Raw genomic sequence first — 20,875 nt, 5'->3', positions numbered from 1 at the left:
TCGAGCTGGGCGCGGCCCGCGCCCGGACCTTGGGACTGGACGGCCTCGCCGGACGGCTGCGCGAGCGGCTCGACCTCCTCGCCGGTGGGCGCCGAACCGGGGCCGCCCGCCACCGCACGCTGCGCGCCGTCGTGGACTGGTCCCACGAGCAGCTCACCGCCGAGGACGCGCGGCTGTTCCGCCGGCTGGCGGTGTTCCCGGGTGCGTTCTCCCTCGAGCAGGTCGAGGCCGTCTGCGTGGACGTGCCGCCGTCCTCGGCCGCCGTCGCCGGTGTCGTCCGCCTGGTCGAGCAGTCCCTGGTCCAGGCCGGCGACGGGCGGTTCTGGCTCCTCGAGACACTGCGAACCTATGCGCAGGAACAGCTCGCCGCCGCGGGGGAGGAGCGGGTCATCCGCGGGCGGCACGCTCACGACACGGCCGCGCGACTCGCCGAGCTCGCCCGCGCGATGTGGACCCCTGCCGAACCGTCGGCCGTCGCGGCCACGAGCCGGCTGCTCGCCGACCTGCAGGTTGCCTGGGACCACGCCGTTGAGCACGACCGAGCCCTCGCCGTCGGGCTCGCCGGGGACGACTACGACTACGCGTACGGCCGCCAGCGTCTTGACCTGCTGGCGTGGGGGCGGCGCGTCGCCGAGTGGGACGTGGCCCACCCGTGCCGACCGCGCGCCTTGGCCGCGGCCAGCGCGGCGGCGTGGGCGGGCGGGCGGCTGGCCGAGGCCGACGAGCATGCGGCGGCCGGGGTCGCCGCCGCCGAGCCGGACCCGCCCGCGGGCGCTCGCGGGCTGACCCAGCGCGGCAACATCGCCATGTTCCAGGGTCGCGTCGACGACGCGCTCGCGTACTTCCGCGCCGGCGGCGAGCTGCACCGGGCGGCGGGGGAGGAGGGCCGCGCCCTCGCCGACGAGGTCTCGGTGGCCCAGACCCTGGTCTACGCCGGTCGCGCCGCCGAAGCGCGGGAATTCCTGGACGACATCCTCGCCCGGAGCTCGCGCGCTCCGAGCCCGAGCCTGCTGTCCTGGTCGCACTACATTGTCGGCGAGGCGTTCACTGACACCGACGTCGAGCGCGCACTCGCCGCGTACGCCACCGCCATCGCACACGCCGGCGAGGCCGACTGCCGCCTGTTCGAGACCCTCGCCCGAGCGTCTTCGGTGGCCCTGGCCTGCCGTAGCGGTGCCCCGGCGGCGACGCTCGACCGGTTCGACCAGTTGTTCGCGCAGCAGGAGCAGGTCGGCAACGAACTCGTCGAGCTCTGGCTGTTGCGATTCCTCGTCGTGCTCCTCGAACGGCTCAACGCCGCCGACGACGCGATGGTGCTGGCAGGCGCGCTCCTGACCGTGCAGGACCGGTACCCGAGCTTCGGGCCCTACGCATCCCCGATCGAGTCGGCTGTCGAGCGCCTCCGGGCACGGCGAGGCGCAACAGCGACCGACGAGGCGCTGCGCCGCGGTGCCCGCCTCACCCCGACCGAGACCGTCGCACACGCCCGCCGTGCCATCCGCGCCGCGCGCAGCGCGATCCCGCACTGACTCCGGGCCCTGCGCCGCAACGACAGCACGCTGCGATAGGGCTAAGTCTGTGACGACCCAGTCACACGGACGGCCTCGCAGCATGATCGACTGAAGTGACTGCGGAATCTGACAGCGAGTGAGACGCGACTGAGGGCAGCACAAGCAGAATCGCCGTCGCGTAGGTCATGGTGAGCAGCAACAACTACCGCAACCGCCGCAGAGCCCCGCTCCCTACCCCGTAGGTTGCGGGTTCGGGGCCCACTTCGCACGATGGTCTGCCGGGAGGCTGCACCGATGAGCTCGCAGGTCGTCCATGACCACGGAGGACGGCCCCTAGAGATTGAGTACACGAGTTGCAGCCGATCCGACCGCAGTGGAGGACCTCTGGGGTGCCGCACGCACCCCCCGGTGGGCTGCCCACGCCAGCAGCGGCGCCCGATGACCCCCGCGGTCACGCGCCGCGACCGCATGACGGCATGACGGCGTGACGGCATGACCGACGCCGCGGCCGGCCGTCGCCCGTGGATCCGCAACGGGGCCGATGGGACGGTCGGCCCACTTGGCGGAGAGCCTTCATCACAGAGGGCAGGCTGCGGGACGGCCGACTTGTTCGATGATCGACTCCACGGCGCGATCGATCTGGAAGCGGTGAATGGCACCTCGGCGTGACTTCTGGCGTTGCCGCTGTCTGCTTGCTGGTAGAGGTCCGCGGGCCCTCCGATGCCTGCCCTGGACAAGCTCGCCAAGCGCGTCCAGCTGACCGGGCATAGGCACATCGTTCCGTCAGCCCGGGTCGCTGTCATGGCGGCCAGGCTGCCGGAATCGTTCTGGCGTGCTCCGTCCATCACCCATCCCCACTCACTCGTGGTGAGCGTCCAGGTCCCGACCGTGATCGTTATTCCCTGCACAAGATCACGCGAGCATGCTGGGTGGCGCAAGCGGTCGAGGAGGTGCGCGGGATGTTCGTCCAGGTGATCGAAGGCCGGGTGGGTGATCGCGAGGGCTTGCGCCGCCAGATGGACCGGTGGATGACCGAGCTTCGGCCAGGAGCTGCCGGGTACCTCGGAACGACCGTTGGGATCGCCGACGACGACCGGGGCTACGCCCTGGCGCGTTTCGAATCCGCCGTGGCTGCGAAGGCCAACAGCGAACGACCGGAGCAGGGCCGTTGGTGGGCCGAGGCCGAGAAGTGCTTCGACGGGGAGGTCACGTTCGCCGACTCGAAGGAGGTCGACACCTTCCTGGCCGGTGGCTCCGACGCCGCGGGATTCGTCCAGCTCATGAAGGGCACCGCACCGGACCGCGAGCGGCTGCGGCACCTGGACTCAAGGCTCGCCGAGCATGCCGCCGCGTTCCGGCCCGACCTCATCGGCGGAATCCGGATCTGGACAGGCGCGGACACGTACGTCGAGGCGGCGTACTTCACCAGTGAGGCCGACGCGCGGGCCAACGAGACCAACGAGCCCCCCGCCGAGCTCGCAGCGGAGATGAATGAATTCTCCGAGATGATGGCGAACATCGAATTCATCGACCTGCGGGAGCCCTGGTTGTATTAGGCGCCATCGGTCACCTGACAGCGGCGCGCCGGTTCCGGCAGTGCTTTGCGGGCTCACCGAAGAGCCACGACGGCTCGGCGCGGATATTGAGGACAGCGGACAGCGGACAGCGGAGCGCGGAGTTGAGAAGGTCGTTCATCCGAGCGTTGGTCGCCGCGGTGATCTGTGTACTGCTCATGGCAACGGCGTGCAGCTCGGCGGCGTCGAGCGCACCACGTCCTGGGAGCGATGAATTCGCTGGCCTCGTCGATGTCGGCGGCAGGAGGATGTACCTCGAGTGCCGCGGCACGGGCGGCCCGACCGTCGTCCTGATCGCCGGCTACGGGAATCGCGGCAGCGCATGGAGCGCGCTGTCCCCTGGTGTGCCGTCACCGGCGGTCCTCCCGGGAGCTTCCGGGTTCACCCGGGTCTGTGCCTACGACCGGCCCGGTACCGTCGGTGAGTCGGTCGACGACCCGGCCGAACGCAGCCGCAGCGACCCGGTGCCTCAGCCTCGCTCGGCCGAGGACACGGTCGCCGACCTGTATGCCCTGCTACACGCTGCCCGTGTCCCCGGCCCCTACGTGCTCGCGGCCCACTCACTGGGCGGCCTCTACGCCCGCCTCTACGCCGCTGCCCATCCCGAAGACGTCGTCGGGATGGTCCTCGTCGACGCCGCCCACGAGCGGTACAACTCAGAGCTGCGGCGCCTGTTGACCCCCGAACAGCTCGCCGAGGTGCAGGGTGGGCCTTCCTCCCTGCGAGAGCAGTATCCCGACTTCGAGCTGGTCGACGCCGACCGCAGCGACGCCCTGCTGGCCCAGACCCGGACGGCGGTGCCGCTGCGGCCGATCCCGTTGGCCGTGCTCACCCGGGGCCAGGCGGTCGAGGTCCCCATCCCGGGATTCCCGGTCGCGGAGCTGGAACGGAGCTGGCGGACGTTGCAGGACGACCTCGCCACGCTCACCCCGGCCGCTCGACACAGCATCGCCGCCCGCAGCGGCCACGACATCTACCAAGACGATCCCGCTCTGGTGGTGGAGGCGATACGGCAAGTGGTGACCGGAGCCCGCGACCCCGGCACCTGGTACAGCCTCACCTCGTGCTGCGCGCAATAGAACGACGTACCAGAAGTTCCCACCGCAGCCCGAAGGAATACGCAATGCGTCGTGGCGGTGGTCGACGTGCTCCCCCGGTCGCTGGCGCCTACCCGCCCCGCGAGCGCCATCGACATCTTCACCACGCCAGCCGGAGCGAACCGTCAATCAGGGCTCAGGCCGATGATGGTCTCGATTCACGAGCTGATGCACGAACAGCATCCCTCTAACTTCATGTCTCTTGACTTGCCCGGGTGCCTTGCCTGCCCCCCGACCTTGAGATGGCCCTGCATCGTCAGCTGAACTGTCTTGCGGCCGGGCTTCCCTCGGCGATCGTCTAATGGAACAACCGGCGGACCGCGTCAGGCTGGTCGTCGAGCTCGCCCGTCGTGAAAGGCGGCGAGAGGACCGCACGACCAGGTGGCTCTCGAAGTCAGTGGCACTCACGGTGCGCCTCCGCTTCCAGGTCCACGTCTCTGTGTCTCGCGTCGTGCTCCTTGCGACGAGCGCCGCGGGGACGGCCGAAGACGTCGAGGGTCACCGCAGGAAGGGCGAAGTGGCTCGGTCAGCGGTTGTCCGCGACCGGCGTTGGTGGAGCCTTGAAGCCCCTGACGATGAGGTACACGCCGAACGACAGCTCCCAGATGAACTCGGGGATGGTCGCCAGGCCCTGCACGGTGCCGCCACGATCGATCACGTCGAACATGACGGCCACACTCGACAGGACGAGCAGCGGACCTCCGACCAGTCCCACCACGGCCAGTCCTCGCGGTACGAGTCCTGACCGGTACATGAGCAGGCCGAGGATCATGCCGTTCGCGACGCCCGCGAAGATTCCCGGGCCGATCAGGAAGGCGCGATCATAGATCGCCGCGAAGACCAGTCCCAGACCAGGGTCGGCAACTGCAGCGCCTTCCTGTCGCATGAAGATGAACGTCAGCGCGCTGACGATGCCGATGGCGATGAAGACGGCCTCGACCAGGCGAGCAGCGACGTAGCCCAGCGCGAGGCCTTCGCTGTACCGCCGGAAGATCGCGTACGGCACGACAGCTGTGCCGATGTTGGCGACGATCAGGATGAGCTCGAGGAGAGCGCCCAGCGCAATACTGGCCGTGGGATCGATGCCCGACCCCGAGATGGACTCGGGAGCCTCCCGCAGAGGTGCGTAGAAGAAGAAGTACGCCGGTATCGATGTGACAAAAGTGATCACCATCAACCAGCCCGTCAGACTGGCGAGCCTGCGCGCATTCCTCGGCGGTTGTTCGGTGGTCTCCCTGGGGGCAGTGGTGGTCATGATCGCCCTTCCCGGCGCTGCACTCCGTGTTCGCACGGGAGGTGACCTGGGAACGCCCTTCTGGCCGTCGAGACCGCGATGGGCAGTGACCGACCACGACGATCGTGCGTCAACGCGACATACCTGGTTCAAGGTCCCGCTCATCGGACACCGTGCCTAGCCACCGTCTGGCCGAAGGACGGCGCGAAGCCACACCGAAACTCGCGGAGCGTCATGGCGCGGTGGCCCACCGCACAGACTTCTCACCGTCAGGAAATGATGCGATACATGCCGTGATTGAGGCGGTCTAGACTTTTCGAGCTGGTCGCCCTCTTTTCGCTCGTCGCCGTGAGGAAGGAGAAGACAGCGGGGCGCTCGCCACCCCCTCACTCCAGGCGACCTCCGGGGAGGGGCACGGCTGGTCTCCCCGCCGGCCACCGCGAGGGCGTGGAACGCCCTGGGGCGCTCCAGGAGGACCTGGTCGACGTGGAGACCAGCCACCCGCGATGAGGTGTGACCGACGTCGAACTGCTTCGGGCAGCGTGCCGGACATGAGCGGGGAGGAACGGACTCAACCCCAGGGCGAGCAAGACGCCCAACTGCGCTCGCTGAGGCCACTGGCAGATCGCCGGCGGCGGGATGCTGACCGCGCGGCCGCTCGCGGAGGGGTCCCGAGGGCCGACCCGGTTGAGGAGAAACCAGGGGGACGTGCAGCAGCCGGTAGAGCGAAAGCATCCCGGCTATCACGAGCAGAGCGCCCGCGAACTGGACGGTGTGGCCCGTGATCCAGGCGGCTGCCTCGACTGCGCCATCAACCGTCGGGAGCTCGTAGACCGTCAGGGTCGAAGGTCCCTGACCGACCCGATCGCACGGACAGTTCCTGACGGTGCAAATCCGGTCGTCTGGCCCTCCTGGAGGCATCCGAACGGCCGTGCAATCACTGGTCGTGGTGGCTCCTCACCACACCGGACGAGGGCGGCCCCGCCTCGGTCAGGAGAGCGACATGACCACCATGAAGGCCATCGTGCAGGACACCTATGGGTCGGCCGAGGTCCTCGAGCTGCGCGAGATCGACCAGCCGACTGCAGGGGACGGTGAGGTGCTGGTCCGGGTGCACGCGGCCGGGGTCAGTCGCGGGGACGTGCACCTGATGACCGGTGAGCCCTACCTCGTGCGGTTGCTCGGCTTCGGCGTGCGCAGGCCGAAGAACCCGGTTCTCGGCCAGGACGTCGCCGGAGATGTCGTCGCCGTCGGTCCGAACGTCACCCGCTTCGGCGTGGGCGACGAGGTGTTCGGCATCGCTCGCGGCTCGTTCGCCGAGTACGCCGTCGCGCGGGAGGACAAGCTCGCCCACAAGCCCAAGAGGCTGAGCTTCGAGCACGCAGCTGCCATGCCCATCTCCGGACTCACGGCGCTGCGCGCGCTCGACGCCTCCGGCGTGACGGACGGACAGTCTGTCCTGGTCCTCGGGGCCTCCGGCGGTGTCGGCACCTACGCGGTCCAGCTCGCCGTCGCGGCCGGGGCGACCGTCACCGGGGTCGCCAGCACGCCCAAATTGGCGCTCGTGCGTGACCTCGGAGCCACGGAGGTCATCGACTACACGCAGGAGGACATCACCGATGGCTCGCGCCGCTTCGACGTGATTCTCGACATCGGCGGCGTCACGCCGATCAACAGGCTGCGCCGCGCCCTCGCACCCACCGGCACCCTGGCGATCGTCGGCGGAGAGAACGGCGCCAAGTGGAGCCCCGGCATGGGGCGCCAGCTGCACGCCACGCTGCTCAACCCCTTCGTCTCCCAGCGGCTGGTCATGGTCACCAACAAGGAGCACTTCTCCGGCCTTGATCGTCTCGCGGCGTTCGTTGACGACGGGGCCGTCGCCTCGGCCATGGACCGTTCTTTCGCGTTGGGCGACGCCCCCGAAGCGGTCGAGCGCCTCGCGGCCGGCCGCGTCATGGGCAAGGTCGTGATCACTGTCTGAGTTCGACTCTGACCTCGGCAAGTTGCCTTCTTCCCGATCATGGACACATGCCCGACGTCGTTCGGGGCTCCTTCCCACGGACCGACAGCAGGGGTCCGTCTGAACGTGGAACAACAGGTTCGGGCCCAGGGTGAGCAGGATGCCGCGATCGCGCTCGCCGAAGAGGACCACTGGCAGATCTCCGGCGGCTCGCTCACCGTGCGCCCGGCCGAGCAAACGGTCCCACGAGCCCCCCGGGGGGTGGGCCTACCTCGAGGCGTCGCGCTCCGCCGGCGTTCGGCTACCGGCCGCTCGTCATGGACAGAGGTGGATCGGGCTCGGCTTCGGCGCCCCGGCGACAGGAAGACGAGACCTACTTGACGCCATGGACAGTGCATCCGGTCGCCAACAGGCCGCTCATCCCCAGGGAATGTCGCCTGCCACGAGCATGGGACCGGGTGAGCCCTCGTTCTGCCACGGGCATGGGACCACTTGTTTGCCAGTGATGGGACCACCCGGCGTGGCTCCCGTCCGGTAGGTCGCGCGGCCGTTGTGGTCGCTGCGTGTCCTACCGGGAGGTGTCCGTGGTCGAGGTGAAAGAGATCCTTCGGTTGTGGCTGGACGGTCGCTCGCTGCGGGATGTGACCCGACTGGCCGCGGCGGACCGCAAGACCGTGCGCCGCTACATCGAGGCCGCCCAGGCCGCCGGCGTGGATCGCGACGACGGGCCCGGCCAGCTCGGCGACGAGCTGTTGAGCACGGTGATCGCCGCCGTGCGCCCGGACCGGCCCCGGGGCTACGGCACCTCCTGGGAGACCATCGCCGCGCACCGCGAGCAGATCAACACCTGGATCGAGCAGGGCCTGACGCTGACCAAGGCCCATGTGCTGCTCGAGCGCCGCGGCGTCGTGGTGCCGTATCGCACCCTGCACCGGTTCGCGGTCACCGAGCTCGGGTTCGGACGACGTCGTGCGACGGTGCCGATCGCCGACGGCGATCCCGGCGTGGAGCTGCAGGTCGACTTCGGTCGGCTCGGGCTGGTGCCCGACCCGGTCCGCGGGACCCGCCGGGTCACCCACGGGCTGATCTTCACCGCGGTCTACTCCCGGCATGTGTTCGTGTTCCCGACCCACCGCCAGACCCTGGAGGCGGTGATCGCCGGGTTCGACGCGGCGTGGGCGTTCTTCGGCGGGGTGTTCGCGGTGGTCATCCCGGACAACCTCAAACCGGTCGTGGATCGGGCCGACCCGCTCGAGCCGCGGTTCAACGACGCGTTCCGGGAGTACGCCCAGGCTCGCGGGTTCGTGATCGACCCCGCCCGGGTGCGTCATCCGCAGGACAAGCCCCGCGTCGAGCGCACGGTGCAGTACGTGCGGGGGAACTTCTTCGCCGGGGAGGACTTCGTCGATCTCGCGGACTGTCGCGCCCGCGCCGAGGCGTGGTGCGCCCACGTCGCGGGGATGCGCATCCACGGCAGCACCCGCACGCGGCCTGCCGAGGTGTTCGCCGCCCAGGAAGCGCCGCTGCTGGCCCCGGCGCCGCAGGCGCCGTTCATGATCCCGGTGTTCAGCACACCCAAGGTGGCCCGGGATCGACATGTCGAAGTGTCCCGGGCGCTCTACTCGGTGCCCGGCGAGCTGATCGGCACCCGGATCACCGCGCGGGCGGACGCGGCCACGGTCAAGCTCTATCACCGCGGGCAGCTGCTCAAGGTCCACCCCCGTCAGGAACCCGGCGGGCGCTGGACCGACCCGGCCGACCTGCCCGACGAGGTCAGCGCCTACGCACTGCGCGATCTCGACGGGCTGGCCCGCCGCGCCGCGGGCTACGGCGAGCACGTCGGCGCCTACGCCACTGCGATCTTGGAGCACCCGCTGCCCTGGACCAAGATGCGTCAGGTCTATCGGCTGCTCGGGCTGGCTCGCCGTCACGGCGCCGCCGAGACCGACACCGCCTGCGCCCGCGCCCTCGAGGTCGAAGTCATCAACGTCGGGCTCATCGAACGCATGCTCACCCGCGGCCTGGCCGGCATCGACACAATGGCTCGCGCCGAGCCGGCACCGCCCGATGATCAGATCACCAGCACCGACGCGACCACCGATGCCGCAGTGGTTGCGGCCGCGGGACGGTTCGTCCGCGATCCCGGCGAGTTCAGCACCCGGCGGCCCTCATGACTGCAGCTGGCAAGCAGCCCGCCCGCAAGACCACCAGACCCGCCGGCACGGCGACGACGGCCGCGGGCCCGGGGCGCATCGAGCCCTCCGCAGAGCTCAAGAACCTGATGCGCCGGCTCAAGCTCGGCCGGCTGCTCGACACCCTCCCGGAGCGGCTGGCGCTGGCCCGCAGCGGGCAGCTCGCCCACCACGACTTCCTGGAGATGCTGCTCGCCGACGAGGTATCCCGCCGCGACCGTCAAGCCGCGCACCTGCGCGCCCAGAAGGCCGGGCTCGACCCCGCGATGATGCTCGAGGCCTGGGACGACACCACCACCGTCGCGTTCGACCGCGCGCTGTGGTCGGAGCTGTGTTCGCTGCGTTTCCTCGCTGATGCCCACAACGCGCTGGTCATGGGACCGGTCGGGGTCGGCAAGACGTTCCTGGCGACCGCGCTCGGGCACGCCGCGGTCCGCCGCAAGCATTCGGTGCACTTCGAACGCGCCGACAAGATGTTCAAGCGTCTGCGGGCCGCCCGCCTCGATCAGACCTACGACGAGGAGATGCGCCGCCTGCAGCGCGTCGATCTGCTCATCCTCGACGACCTCGCCCTGCACCCTCTCGGACCGACCGAGACCAGCGACTTCTACGAGCTCGTCGTCGAGCGTCACCGCAGCGCCTCGATGATCACCACGTCCAACCGCGACCCGGGCGAGATCGTGACCATGATGGCCGACCCGTTACTGGCCCAGTCCGCGATCGACCGGCTGCAATCCGCGGCCTACGAACTCGTCGTCGAAGGCCAGAGCTACCGCCAACGTCAGAAGCCCGTCCCCGGCTCCGCCGCCGACGACTCCGACACCGCGAGTTGACCACCGGCGCCACCACCGCCACGCTCCACACCACGGCCCGCGACCACCGAGGTGGTCCTTAGCTCGTGGCAGAGACGCGGTCCCTTCTCGCTGGCAGGCGACAGGGAACGGCCACCGCGTGCGAGATTGATATTCAGTGATGATGACAGGCCGAATGGGGTCAGTTCGGCTCAGTCACTCACACGTTCAACGCAGACACCACAAACAATAGTTGCACTATGCTGCTTCATTCTCGATGGTGAGCCGGCCTGTTCCGGCTCGGCGGGCCGCCACCGACGATCGACCCTGGTGGGGTTCGTCATGGTTCCCGAGCACCAACAATGCGCCCGGTGCATCTGTCACGAGCGCCGCAGCGCCGAGAGCGAGGACCGGTACTGCTCGCAGGGCTGCCGGACGATCTCGCGAGCGGTCAACGGCCCGCCGCTGCCCAGCCTGACCGAATGGTCCTGGGCCCCGCGCCGCCCACCGCGTACCTCGGCCGGCATCGAGCTGGTGAGCGCGTGGCACGAGCGGTTGCTCGCCCATATGTGAGCGGAGGTCCGGGCTGTAGCCCGGAATCTTCGAGTGCCCAGGTCGTGGGCGGCGGCGGCATTGTGGACGTCGGCAGCCATGGCCGCCGGCACCACCCGCCCACCAGTAGATCGTCGAGAAGATGCGCGTCAACGGGATCGAGGACCCGAGTACGACGTAGGGTCGATAATGAGCGACCCGGCCTCCTCCCCCCCGAGGTCGGGCCGCTCACCTGCTAGTTCGGGTCCCGAGCGGTTCGCGTTCCCCGCGGGGGTGAAGTTCATACGGATGCCTCTAATCCGCTCGCGGGCGACCCAACGAACTCACCCGGGACGGTGATGCTGGCCGGCGTTCAAGGCGAGATGAGACGCTGACCTGAGCCGCGCGAAAGAGCACGCTAGTGGACACGCACTGCTGCGGGGACGCGGTGCCAGTTCCGTCGGGAAGGCCGCGGCTAAGCCTGTAGGACGTCGCCCAGGGCTGGTCGCCGCGACGAACTCGAGCAGCTCGAGGAAGACCTCGCCGCAGCACCGAACCTGGCCCCACGACCAGGCAAGTACAGCCAGCGGTGATACGGACTCGTTGACCCGGACGGAGACGAGGACCAGCCGTTCGACGGCTATCTGCGCCGCGGTAGCAGGGACCAGTCCTGGGTCGGAGAGAGCGTGTTCAGGTACCAGATACAACATAGTGTCGTGGGCGCACGACCCGGTCCCGGCCCCTGTGGAGCGGGTCGTTCCCTCCAAACGGCCCCCACCTCCGTGTGACCTTCCCCCAGTTCCGCGGACGGGTGCGGTTGGGGGATGAGGCCGCTGCGGTAGCGACCGGTTGGAGGTTCTCGTACTCGACCGGGCTGCGGTAGCCCAGTGCGGGGTGCCGGCGGCGCGGGTTGTACCAGGCCTCGATCCACTCGAAGATCGCATTCGCGAGCTGCTGACAAGTGGCCCCGCTGCGGCGGTCGTGTAGCTCGACTTGCAGGCTGGAGAAGAAGCTCTCGGTCAGGGCGTTATCGAGGCAATCCCCGATGCTGCCCATCGAGCCCAGCAACCCGGCGGTGCGAAGCCGTTGCCCGAAGGCCCACGAGGTGTACTGACTGCCGTGATCGGCATGGACGATCGTGTTCTGGCCTGCGGTTTGCGGCGCCAGCAGGCCATGTCCAGGGCGTCGACGACGATCTCGGTGCGCAGGTGGTCAGCGATCGACCAGCCCACCACCCGGCGCGAGTACACGTCGAGCACGACCTACCCAAGATCCTGGCGCCGCAGTACACCCAGCCCTCGCCGGTGCGGTGCTGAGTGTAGGGGCGCAGCACCACAGCTGATCGGGCGCCTCGGCGCGGAAGCGACGCTCGACCAGGTCGGCGTTCGGCGCGGCGGCCGGGTCCCGTCTTGTGACTTCACCGCGGCGCCGGCGGTGCACCCCGACGATCCCGTGGACGCGCATGAGGCGCTCCACGCGGTTGCGGCTGACCGTGAGCGCCGGGCACCCAGGCGCACCTCGGCGTGCACCCAGGGTGCGCCGTAGGTTCCGCGCGAGTCGGCATGGATGGTCTTGATGACCTCGACCAGCTCGAGGTTCGATCGCTCCCTCGGGCTGGCGGGGCGGTCGCGCCAGGCGTAGTAGCCCGAGGTCGACACGTGCAGGACCCGGCAGGCCGTCGCGACGGGAACACCGTCGGCGGCGAGCTCACGGACCACCGGGTAGATCATTTTGGGAGGACGTTCTCCCGCGCGATGTAGGCCGCAGTCCGGCGCAGGATCTCGTTCTCCACCTCGAGGCGGCGCTTGTCGCGCCGCAGCTGGGTCAGCTCGCTGCGCTCGTCGCGGCTCACACCCTCGACCCGGCCGGTGTCGACCTCGTCCTGGGCAGCCCAGCGCCGCAGGCAGGACTCCGAGATGCCGAGCTCGGCAGCGAGCTGGGCGACAGGCTTCTCGCGTTCGTGGAACAGCTCGACAGCACGGCGCCGGAACTCCGGCGGGTACGCAGGAGGCACGAGGACATCCTTCCCGGCGACCACCGTCGCCTCAGGGTAGGTGTCCGCAGAACCGGGGGAAGGTCAGGAAGTGTTTCGGGCGCTGCCCAGGACTCGAGGCGGGGGATCAGCGCGCCAGTCGACCTCCGTGAGCTCCGATAACCGGCTTCTACGTCGACAGCGACGTTGGCGCTGGCAGGACCCGGTCCGCCACCGGCTGAGCCTGAAGTCAGCCGTATAGCGTGACCTTGTGGCGGTGCGCGAGCTGGCCTTGGTTGTGGTGATCGTGGGACGAGGCGTACCTACGAGATGAAGATCGCGACCTACAACGTGAACGGCGTGAACGGGCGGCTGCCGGTCCTGCTGGAGTGGCTGGGGGAGGCCGGGCCGGACGTCGTCTGCCTTCAAGAGCTGAAGGCGCCGCAGGAGAGGTTTCCTGCGGCCGCCATTCGCGACGCCGGGTACGAGGCTGTCTGGCTGGGACAGAAAAGCTGGAACGGGGTCGCGATCCTGGCTCGCGGCGAGTCGCCGACCGAGACCCGCCGCGGTCTCCCGGGCGAGCCCGATTCGCGGCAGTCGCGCTACATCGAGGCGACGGTGAACGGCATGTTGATCGGCTGCCTCTACCTGCCCAACGGCAACCCGGCTCCCGGTCCCAAGTTCGACGACAAGCTGGCCTGGTTCGAGGCGTTCATCGGCTACGCCGCGAGCCTGCTCGCAAGCGGCGTTCCGGTCGTCCTGGCCGGCGACTACAACGTGATGCCGACCGACCTCGACGTCTACAAGCCGGAGCGCTGGGTCGATGACGCCCTGTTCCGCCCCGAGGTGCGCGACGCGTTCCACCGGCTCGCCGCGCAGGGCTGGACGGACGCGCTGCGGACGCTGCACCCGGGCGAGCGGATCTACACCTTCTGGGACTACTTCCGCAACGCGTTCGGTCGCGACGCGGGCCTGCGGCTCGATCACCTGATGCTCAGCCCGGCCGTCGCGGCCCGGCTCGTGGCCTCCGGGGTCGACCGCGACGTCCGCGCCAAGGAGAAGACCAGCGACCACGCGCCGACCTGGATCGAACTGACCGACCCGCTATAACGCGCCCACGTCGCGCGCTGCAACGGACCTGTCGACTGGCCGGCCCTGGTCGGGGTCGCGCGCGCTCCACCGGGCGGCCGCCGATGCCAGGCCTTCGCCGATGTCCGCGCCGGGGCGTCGGGTGCGGACCCTGTGCTCGGCGAGGGCAAGGGCGGCCTACTGAGCTTGACGATCTCCGTGTGGTGCGGGTCGTGGTGCGGTAACGGCCACTGCAAGCCCGTGGTTCGGTCGGAGTGGTTGGCTCCGACACTGTTGTTGCTGGTGGAGGGCGTAGTAGCCGGAGTGCGGTGATCTTTTGATCCGTTGGTTGTGGGTTCGAGTCCCACGGGGTCCACTGCGGTCCGTTTGCTCAGGCGACGCAGGCCCGTGGCATCGCCGACGCAGGCGGTGCTCATATCCACTTCCTCACGAGTGGGGCTCGGGGACCCGCGCTCTCAGAGGGCAGCGAGTTCGCCGATTCGGCGGGCCATGGCCGTCGCGCCGCATTCTTCCGCCGCCCGTGCTGTGTCGGCCGCCCACGCGGCGCAGCGGGGGTCACCGCGAGCGGCGGCGAGCTCGATCCGTGCCCAGCGGGCCTCGTGCTGTCCGAGCCTCGGTCCGGTGCGCAACGCGAGCCTCACGTTGGCCTCGGCGTCGTCGAGCCTCCCTTGCGCGACGGCGACCAGTGCGGACCGCGCGGCGGCCCAGGAGGCGAACAGGCTCAGTGCGTCGCCGGCGACGGCGGCCGACTCGGCGAAGGCCACGGCCGCTGCGTCGAGGTGGCGTCGGGTCTGCTGAGCGATGCCCAGGGCCCGGAGGGCGGTGGCGGTCCAGCCGCGGTGCCCGGCATCGCGGGCGAGCCGCAGCGCCTCGAGGGCGTCGGCCTCGGCCTCGTCGGGCAGTCCGAGCGCTGAGTAGGCCTCGGAGCGGTGCCACAACGCGTAGGCCTGGCCTTCCGGGCTGCCGAGCTCCCGAGCGAGTAGGAGGGCGGCGTCGGCCTGGGCGCGTCCCTCGGCGGGGCGGTCGGCGAAGACCAGGCCGTGGCCGCACGTGGAGCGTGGCGTGATCACCCGCAGCAGGTCACCGGAGTCGGTGAACAGCTGGGCTACGCGGGCGAACAGGGCGACGCCGTCGCGGACCCGTCCGTCGAGGAAGGTGGCCATCGCGCGGCCGTCGAGGATGCGGGCGACCCCCCTGCCGTCTCCGAGCTGCCGATACAGCTCGAGGGCCTCGTCGGCGCGGATGCGCGCTCGGTCGGTGTGCTCGAGGTTCATGTCCAGGATCGCGGCGGTCTCGAGGGCGACAGCCCGTTCGCCAGGCTCGTCGCCGGCCTCGACCAGGGCGAGCTCGACCAGCTCGCCGGCGCGGCGCAGGTCCCGGGCACCGGAGGTGTGCATCGCGAGCCGAGCCATCCGGTGAGCTCGGCCGGGCGCGTTCTCAGCGAGGGCGTCGTGGAGGTCCGTCAGAGCGCCGTCGAGGTCTCCGAGCGCTGCGCGTGTCTCCGCTCTGACGTCGAGCAGCTCCGCGCGCACCGCTCGCTTCGGGTGCAGCACCAGCCCGGCCGTGGCGAGCTCACCGGCCTCCCGGAGGGCGTGCTGGTCCAATGCTTGGCGAGATGCCCGACCATAGGCGCGGGCCGCGGCGACGACATCGCCCGCGTCTCGATGGTGGGCCGCGATCTCGGCGTCGTCCGCGCCCTCCGCCTCGAGGGCGGCGGCGAGCTGCCCGTGCAGGTGTGCGCGTTCACCGGGCTCGAGCTCGACGTCGACGGCTTCGCCCACGAGGTCGTGCGCTGGTGCCCAGCCGAGTTCGCCGAGACGCAGGAGCCCGACGTGCGCAACCTCCGAGAGCTCGGAGAGCGTCGTGAGCGGATCGCTGTCGGTGGCGGCCGCCAGGGTCCGCGCCGGCGCCTCTCGCTTCAGGAGAGCGACGAGCGCGAGCAGGGCGTAGCGGGCGGTGCCGAGACGGTTGACGCGGCGGACGATGGCGCGTCGCTGGCCTTCCCGGCCGAGCAGGGCCGCCAGCCGAGCAGCATCGGGAGTGTGCAACACGCCGCGGACGGTGAGCTCGCGCAGCACCTCGACGATGGCGAACGGTGTGCCGTCGGTCGACGTCCGAAGGGCCAGGGCGAGTTCCGGGTCGTCGACCAACCCCTCGATCGCCCCGGGAGGCAGGGCGCCGAGCGGGAGCATGGTCACCACGCGGTCGCCGGTGATCTCGGTGAGGACGGTCGGATCGAGCTCATCGGGCCGGTAGGTCAGTACGGCCGCGAGACTGGGCAGGCGAGCCAATGCGGAAGCGAGCAGGGTGATGCTGCTGGGGTCGGCCCACTGGAGGTCGTCGATGACCAAGGCCGTCCCGTCGCCGACGACCCCCTCGAGGACCCGCAGCGCCGTGGCCAGCAGCAGCGCGCGTCGGCTCTCGCCGTCGGCAGGCGTGGGCGTCTCGGTCGCGGTCTCGGGCAGCAGCCAGCCCAGGACGTCCCGCATCCGGGGCGGAAGGCGCTCGATGACCGTCAGGTCGAGCGCCGCGGCCTCACCGAGCACGCTCCGAGCGAGCGCCCAGGACTCCGCGCGCTCCGAGGCGAACGCTCGTACCGCCACCACGGGTACAGCGGAGCCGCGCAGCGCCTCCGCGACGAGCCGGGACTTCCCTGACCCCGCCGAACCGGGGACGACGAGCACCGCCCGCTCGGCCACGCCACGACGCAGCGCGACGATCTCCCGGTCGCGGCCGGTGAACGGGAGCCCCTCGAATGTCGCGGCCGTGTACGGACCCTCGGCGGGCACCGAGTGCGGGTCGCCGCGCAGCAGCGCCGCCTGCAGGTCGTCGAGCGATGACGACGGGTCCAGCCCGAGCTCGTCGGCGAGCCGTCCTCGGAAGCGGGCGATGGTGTCCAACGCCGCCGCGCGGTCGCCAGCAGCGTCATAGGCCCTGGCCAGGAGGTGTACGGCCTGCTCGCGAAGAGGCTCCGCGGTCACCGCCTCGATCGCCACCGCTGTGGCCGCCCGGGCGTCGCCCACCGCCAGGGCTGCCTCCGCGGCCAGCTCGCAGACCTCGAGACGCTCCCGGCGAAGCCGCTCCCGGAACTCCCGCGCCCAGTCCGAGTAGGTGTCCTCGACGAGCGGCTCGCCCCACAACGCCAGGGCCGTCGTGGCCGCACGCAGCACGGCGGCCGCGTCGCACGCGCGCCTCGCCTCCCGAACGGCGGCCTCGAACTCGTCGAGATCACAGGACACCGAACCCAGGGCGTACCCGGACGTCCCGGTGATGATCACGGCGGGGTCACCAACCGCACGCCGCGCTCGGTTGACCAGAACGTTCAGGTTGGCGACCGGATCGGCAGGCGGCCGGTCCGGCCACAGGGCCTCGACCAGCACGTCGTGAGGCACGAGATTCGGGCGGCGCACAGCGAGCACCCGCAGCAGGGCGCGGACCTTGCGGCCGCCGAACGCGGTGGGGGGCACCTCGTCGCCCTCGCGGCGCACCTGGAAGCGCCCGAGGAGCTGGAGGTGCACCTGCGGCACGGCACCAGTGTGGGCCGCCGCCAGGGAACCGCAAGGTGCTGTCCCTAGCGTGCGTGAGCGTCCGATCCCGCTCGATACGGAGGACGTCATGGGCACCAGCTACGAGCAGCAGGACTTCGCCGAACCCGCCGAGACGCGCGAGTTCCCGCACGGGCGGGTCGACATCGTGCGCATCGGAGGAGCCGAGATCGGCCGGCTCACCCTCGCACCGGGTTGGCGGTGGTCGAACGACGTCCGGCCACTAGCGGGCACCGAGCTTTGCGATGCCCCGCACTTCCAGTACCACCTCGCCGGCACGTTACGGATCCGGATGATCGACGGCGAGGAGTTCGACGCCACACCCGGACAGGTCACCGCACTGCCGTCGGGCCACGACGCCTGGGTGGTCGGCGACACCCCAGTGGTCGTCGTGGACTGGTGGGGCGCCTCGAACTACGCCCGGACATGACCGCCGATACCGGCCACCAGCCGACCGACGCCGTACTCCGCTTCCAGACCGCTTTCGACGCCCGCGACATCGACGGCGTCATGGCCGCGATGACCGAGGACTGCGTCTTCGACGACACCACGCCACCCGACGGAGTTCGCCACGTCGGCTCGGGCCCGGTGCGGACGGCATGGGAGCGGCTGTTCCACGCGTCACCAGATGGTGTCTTCGACACCGAGGAAATGGTCGAGGCCGCCGACCGGGTCGTCGTGTTCTGGCGCTACACCTGGGGCGACGGGCACGTGCGGGGCATCGACGTCTTCACCGTTCGAAACGGCCTGGTCTCCGAGAAGCGCGCCTACGTGAAGGGTTGAGACCGACATCGCCGCAGATACAGCCGATGGAGAAGGACATGGACCACGACACAATGCTGCATCTCTTCCGGAGGCACCGTGACGCCGAGGCTGCCCGCGACATCGACGCGATCATGGCCACGTTCGTCGACGACTGTTACCTCGATACCGTGGCTCTCGGGCTCCGACGAGACGGTCAGGCAGGAGCCCGAGCTGCGTACAGGAGCTATTTCACGGCGTTCCCGGACTTGGCGCCGGAAGACGACGCCTTGGCGTTCGGGCACGACACTGTCGTCACCTGGGGCACACTTCGCGGAACCAGCAACGGCGATTGGCTCGGAATCCCTCCGTCGGGACGGTCCTTCGCCGTTCGATTCGTCAATGTCGCTCCGGTGCGTGGCGCGTTGATGGCCGGGGAGAGCATCTATTTCGATCTTGCGACACTGTGTGAGCAGGCCGATCTACCGCTCGATGCCATCAGGGAAGCCGCCGCGAGAGCGCGTGCCCCGGCTCCGGGCGCTCTCGAGTGAGGCCGACGAGCGGGCGCTTGCACCGGACCCCACGCCGCCGGACGGCCCGCACAGAACGTGCGTCTTCCTCCCGAGCCGATGACCGGCTTCTCCGTCGCGCCGATCGCGAGGCCGCGTCCTCGAGACCGTATAGCTCGATCCGCCGGACCTGCACCCACCGCCATCTCCGTCACGCGTGACTGCCCTGGGCCGCCGTCGAGGTTCGGAGACCCGGGGTGGGTGCCCCAGTCGTCGAAGGTCACCCCACAGCGCTCGACGATACCGTCCAGAGTCGAAAGATCCTCGTCGGTCAGCTCCGCGGCCGCGGAGTACCCGTGGAGCCACCAGGCCCCGTCCCTATCGCGCGGCTGACCCTTCACCAGGTCGCCGGCACACTCCAGGCGGACTCTCAGGCGCAGGAGCGGTCTTTTCTCCTGGTCACTCCGACCGCGACGACCGCACCACGGCCGGCGACCGGTAGCGCGAGAACGACGGGTGCAACCGTGGCGCCAGCGTCGCGGAGCCCGCCGGGGTGAGCTCGGATTCGATCTACACAACCACGTCTCGTGAGACGAAACGACGGCGACCCGGTGTTGACGACGCCGACGGTTGGACCAGGCTTGAGCACGTTGCTGATCGAGGCCCCGCTCAACGCATCTCGGGCGACTGGGCTGGCAGGAGGCTCTGCATTCGCCCGGCCTCGACCGTCTTCCGTGCCACCACACAACACCTCGTGAGCGTCCGACTCCCTACGGGAGTCACAGCCACGGTCGGGCGGGAAGTCCACTCCCTTCGGCATCGCGGTCTCTACGAGTCCGGGCAACAGCGAGCGAGTCCGGGGCACCTCGATGGGTCGCAGAGGGTCGTCCATGCAGCAACAAGTAGCGCACGGCTCACAGTGTGCGCCTGCAGCTGGGCTGTTCGTGTGACGCTGCTCGACCTCAAAGTCCGCAGGCGCGCACGCTTCGCACCGAAGGTGTGATGGGTACCGCCGTCGACGGGGAGACCTCATGACGAGAGCACCGTCGGGGTCCTGACGGCCGAGTGTCGCGGCCCCGATCTCGCGCCCACCATCGCCGCTTCGCTCGAGAGCGGCACTTCGCTCGCTCCGCATCCCCCAACTCACGTCCGCGTCCCGCGGATCGCCAGCCTGGGTGATCCCTTTCGTGTCCTGCGTGCGGCACAGTCGATTCTGTATCGAGGTGAAAACGATGTCCGATTACTACTCGGAAGAGCTCCACGGACCCCACCAGTACTTCGATCTGGGCAACTATGAGCTCGAGAGCGGCCTCACGCTGCCCTCCGCCCGGCTCGCCTACAAGGTTCACGGGACGTTGAACGAGGCCCGGGACAACGCCGTGCTGTTCCCGCATATGTGGTCGGGTACCCCAAAGGCTATGGAGATCTTCATCGGTCCCGGACGGCCGCTCGACCCGGAGCGATGGTTCATCATCCTGCCTGGTCAATTCGCCAACGGGTTCTCGTCCTCACCGAGCAACACGCCCCCGCCGCTCAACGGCGGCGCCTTCCCGAACGTCACGATCGGCGACGACGTCCGGGCTCAGCACCGCCTCGTCACCGAGCAGTACGGGATCGAGCGGCTCGAGTTGGTCCTGGGCTGGTCCATGGGCGCCGAGCAGACCTACGAATGGGCCGTGCGGTACCCGGAGATGGTGCGGCGCGCGCTGCCCATTGCCGGCACCGCGAAGACCACCCCGCACGACTACCTCTGGGTCCGCTCGCACGAGGACGCCCTGAAGTCGGACCCCGCCTGGAACGACGGCTTCTACGAGCATCAGAGCGACGTCCACGTCGGCCTGCGCAGACACGCGCAGCTGTGGTCAGTGATGGGACTGTGCCCCGAATTCTACAACACTGAGGCGTGGCGTCCTCTCGGCTTCACATCCCTCGACGACTTCAACCACCGTTTCTGGGAGGCCTACTTCGCGCCGATGGACCCGAACAACCTGATCTGGATGGGCTGGAAATGGCGGCACGGCGATGTCAGCCGCCACACGAACGGCGACCTGCCCGCTGCGCTGGCGCGCATCAAAGCGCGCACTCACGTGGTGGCCTTCTCGCGCGACATGTTCTTTCCTCCCGCAGAT

General features: G+C 69.7%; 16 protein-coding genes. 12 read left to right on the top strand and 4 right to left on the bottom strand.

Annotated elements, in window-relative coordinates; translation table 11 throughout:
* Window positions 1-29 precede the first annotated feature (29 nt).
* From PHK61_RS15535 to PHK61_RS15525, 3 genes are all read left to right on the top strand, one after another.
* Complete coding sequence (locus tag PHK61_RS15535) at window positions 30-1,529, top strand: ATP-binding protein (RefSeq protein WP_274281904.1); 1,500 nt, start codon at window positions 30-32, stop codon at window positions 1,527-1,529.
* 941 nt (window positions 1,530-2,470) lie between these two features.
* Window positions 2,471-3,067, top strand: a complete 597-nt coding sequence (locus PHK61_RS15530; RefSeq protein WP_274281903.1) for a hypothetical protein — start codon at window positions 2,471-2,473, stop codon at window positions 3,065-3,067.
* A 146-nt stretch (window positions 3,068-3,213) separates the two neighbouring features.
* The gene (locus PHK61_RS15525) at window positions 3,214-4,164 is read left to right on the top strand and encodes an alpha/beta fold hydrolase (protein ID WP_274281902.1); all 951 of its coding nucleotides are present in this window, start codon (window positions 3,214-3,216) and stop codon (window positions 4,162-4,164) included.
* A gap of 544 nt (window positions 4,165-4,708) precedes the next feature.
* Here PHK61_RS15525 and PHK61_RS15520 read toward each other — a convergent pair.
* The gene (locus PHK61_RS15520) at window positions 4,709-5,437 is read right to left on the bottom strand and encodes a DUF4386 domain-containing protein (RefSeq protein WP_274281901.1); all 729 of its coding nucleotides are present in this window, start codon (window positions 5,435-5,437) and stop codon (window positions 4,709-4,711) included.
* A gap of 982 nt (window positions 5,438-6,419) precedes the next feature.
* Between PHK61_RS15520 and PHK61_RS15515 the strand changes: the two genes are divergently transcribed.
* From PHK61_RS15515 to PHK61_RS15500, 4 genes are all read left to right on the top strand, one after another.
* Window positions 6,420-7,397, top strand: a complete 978-nt coding sequence (locus PHK61_RS15515) for an NAD(P)-dependent alcohol dehydrogenase (protein WP_337993967.1) — start codon at window positions 6,420-6,422, stop codon at window positions 7,395-7,397.
* 563 nt (window positions 7,398-7,960) lie between these two features.
* On the top strand, window positions 7,961-9,550 hold the full coding sequence (istA, locus tag PHK61_RS15510; protein ID WP_274281900.1) for an IS21 family transposase: 1,590 nt from the start codon (window positions 7,961-7,963) through the stop codon (window positions 9,548-9,550).
* Window positions 9,547-10,401 carry an ATP-binding protein gene (locus PHK61_RS15505; protein ID WP_274281899.1) on the top strand — a complete coding sequence of 285 codons (855 nt, stop codon included), beginning with the start codon at window positions 9,547-9,549 and terminating at the stop codon, window positions 10,399-10,401. Before istA ends, PHK61_RS15505 begins: the two co-directional genes overlap by 4 nt.
* A 288-nt stretch (window positions 10,402-10,689) precedes the next feature.
* Window positions 10,690-10,932, top strand: coding sequence for a hypothetical protein (locus PHK61_RS15500; RefSeq protein WP_274281898.1), 243 nt, complete (start codon window positions 10,690-10,692; stop codon window positions 10,930-10,932).
* Window positions 10,933-11,580: 648 nt separating this feature from the next.
* On the opposite strand, the gene PHK61_RS32050 is transcribed toward PHK61_RS15500, so the two are convergent.
* Together PHK61_RS32050 and PHK61_RS15495 are read right to left on the bottom strand one after the other, a co-directional pair.
* Window positions 11,581-11,946: an integrase core domain-containing protein gene (locus tag PHK61_RS32050; RefSeq protein ID WP_420791395.1), complete on the bottom strand. Its 366-nt coding sequence runs from the start codon at window positions 11,944-11,946 to the stop codon at window positions 11,581-11,583.
* Window positions 11,947-12,616: 670 nt separating this feature from the next.
* Window positions 12,617-12,904 carry a transposase gene (locus PHK61_RS15495; RefSeq protein ID WP_274281897.1) on the bottom strand — a complete coding sequence of 96 codons (288 nt, stop codon included), beginning with the start codon at window positions 12,902-12,904 and terminating at the stop codon, window positions 12,617-12,619.
* A 288-nt stretch (window positions 12,905-13,192) separates the two neighbouring features.
* Here PHK61_RS15495 and xth point away from each other — a divergent pair, with 288 nt between their 5' ends.
* Entirely contained in the window at window positions 13,193-13,972 is a 780-nt protein-coding gene (xth, locus tag PHK61_RS15490) for an exodeoxyribonuclease III (RefSeq protein WP_274281896.1), read from the top strand.
* A 434-nt stretch (window positions 13,973-14,406) separates the two neighbouring features.
* On the opposite strand, the gene PHK61_RS15485 is transcribed toward xth, so the two are convergent.
* Window positions 14,407-17,478 carry an ATP-binding protein gene (locus PHK61_RS15485; protein WP_274281895.1) on the bottom strand — a complete coding sequence of 1,024 codons (3,072 nt, stop codon included), beginning with the start codon at window positions 17,476-17,478 and terminating at the stop codon, window positions 14,407-14,409.
* Between the two features lie 49 nt (window positions 17,479-17,527).
* Between PHK61_RS15485 and PHK61_RS15480 the strand changes: the two genes are divergently transcribed.
* The 4 genes from PHK61_RS15480 to PHK61_RS15465 form a co-directional block, all read left to right on the top strand.
* Window positions 17,528-17,926, top strand: a complete 399-nt coding sequence (locus PHK61_RS15480; protein WP_274281894.1) for a cupin domain-containing protein — start codon at window positions 17,528-17,530, stop codon at window positions 17,924-17,926.
* Window positions 17,923-18,279 (top strand): nuclear transport factor 2 family protein, encoded by a 357-nt coding sequence (locus PHK61_RS15475; protein ID WP_274281893.1) that lies wholly within the window; start codon window positions 17,923-17,925, stop codon window positions 18,277-18,279. The genes PHK61_RS15480 and PHK61_RS15475 overlap by 4 nt, the downstream gene beginning before the upstream one ends.
* 38 nt (window positions 18,280-18,317) lie before the next feature.
* The gene (locus tag PHK61_RS15470) at window positions 18,318-18,788 is read left to right on the top strand and encodes an ester cyclase (protein WP_274281892.1); all 471 of its coding nucleotides are present in this window, start codon (window positions 18,318-18,320) and stop codon (window positions 18,786-18,788) included.
* Between the two features lie 1,190 nt (window positions 18,789-19,978).
* Window positions 19,979-20,875: alpha/beta fold hydrolase (locus PHK61_RS15465; RefSeq protein ID WP_274281891.1), on the top strand; the 897-nt coding region annotated here is incomplete at its 3' end.

This window comes from Actinomycetospora lutea (assembly GCF_028737205.1).
Taxonomy (GTDB): Bacteria; Actinomycetota; Actinomycetes; order Mycobacteriales; family Pseudonocardiaceae; genus Actinomycetospora; species Actinomycetospora lutea.
The sequence above is the reverse complement of the archived record's forward strand: the minus strand, read 5'-3'. Positions and strand labels throughout refer to the sequence as shown.

What these genes read in the sequence shown, in the direction of transcription:
- PHK61_RS15530 (WP_274281903.1), top strand. Translation starts at nt 2,471, where the DNA reads ATGTTCGTCCAGGTGATCGAAGGCCGGGTGGGTGATCGCGAGGGCTTG.
- PHK61_RS15520 (WP_274281901.1), bottom strand. Translation starts at nt 5,437, where the DNA reads ATGACCACCACTGCCCCCAGGGAGACCACCGAACAACCGCCGAGGAAT.
- PHK61_RS15515 (WP_337993967.1), top strand. Translation starts at nt 6,420, where the DNA reads ATGACCACCATGAAGGCCATCGTGCAGGACACCTATGGGTCGGCCGAG.
- PHK61_RS15505 (WP_274281899.1), top strand. Translation starts at nt 9,547, where the DNA reads ATGACTGCAGCTGGCAAGCAGCCCGCCCGCAAGACCACCAGACCCGCC.
- PHK61_RS32050 (WP_420791395.1), bottom strand. Translation starts at nt 11,946, where the DNA reads ATGGGCAGCATCGGGGATTGCCTCGATAACGCCCTGACCGAGAGCTTC.
- xth (WP_274281896.1), top strand. Translation starts at nt 13,193, where the DNA reads ATGAAGATCGCGACCTACAACGTGAACGGCGTGAACGGGCGGCTGCCG.
- PHK61_RS15475 (WP_274281893.1), top strand. Translation starts at nt 17,923, where the DNA reads ATGACCGCCGATACCGGCCACCAGCCGACCGACGCCGTACTCCGCTTC.
- PHK61_RS15470 (WP_274281892.1), top strand. Translation starts at nt 18,318, where the DNA reads ATGGACCACGACACAATGCTGCATCTCTTCCGGAGGCACCGTGACGCC.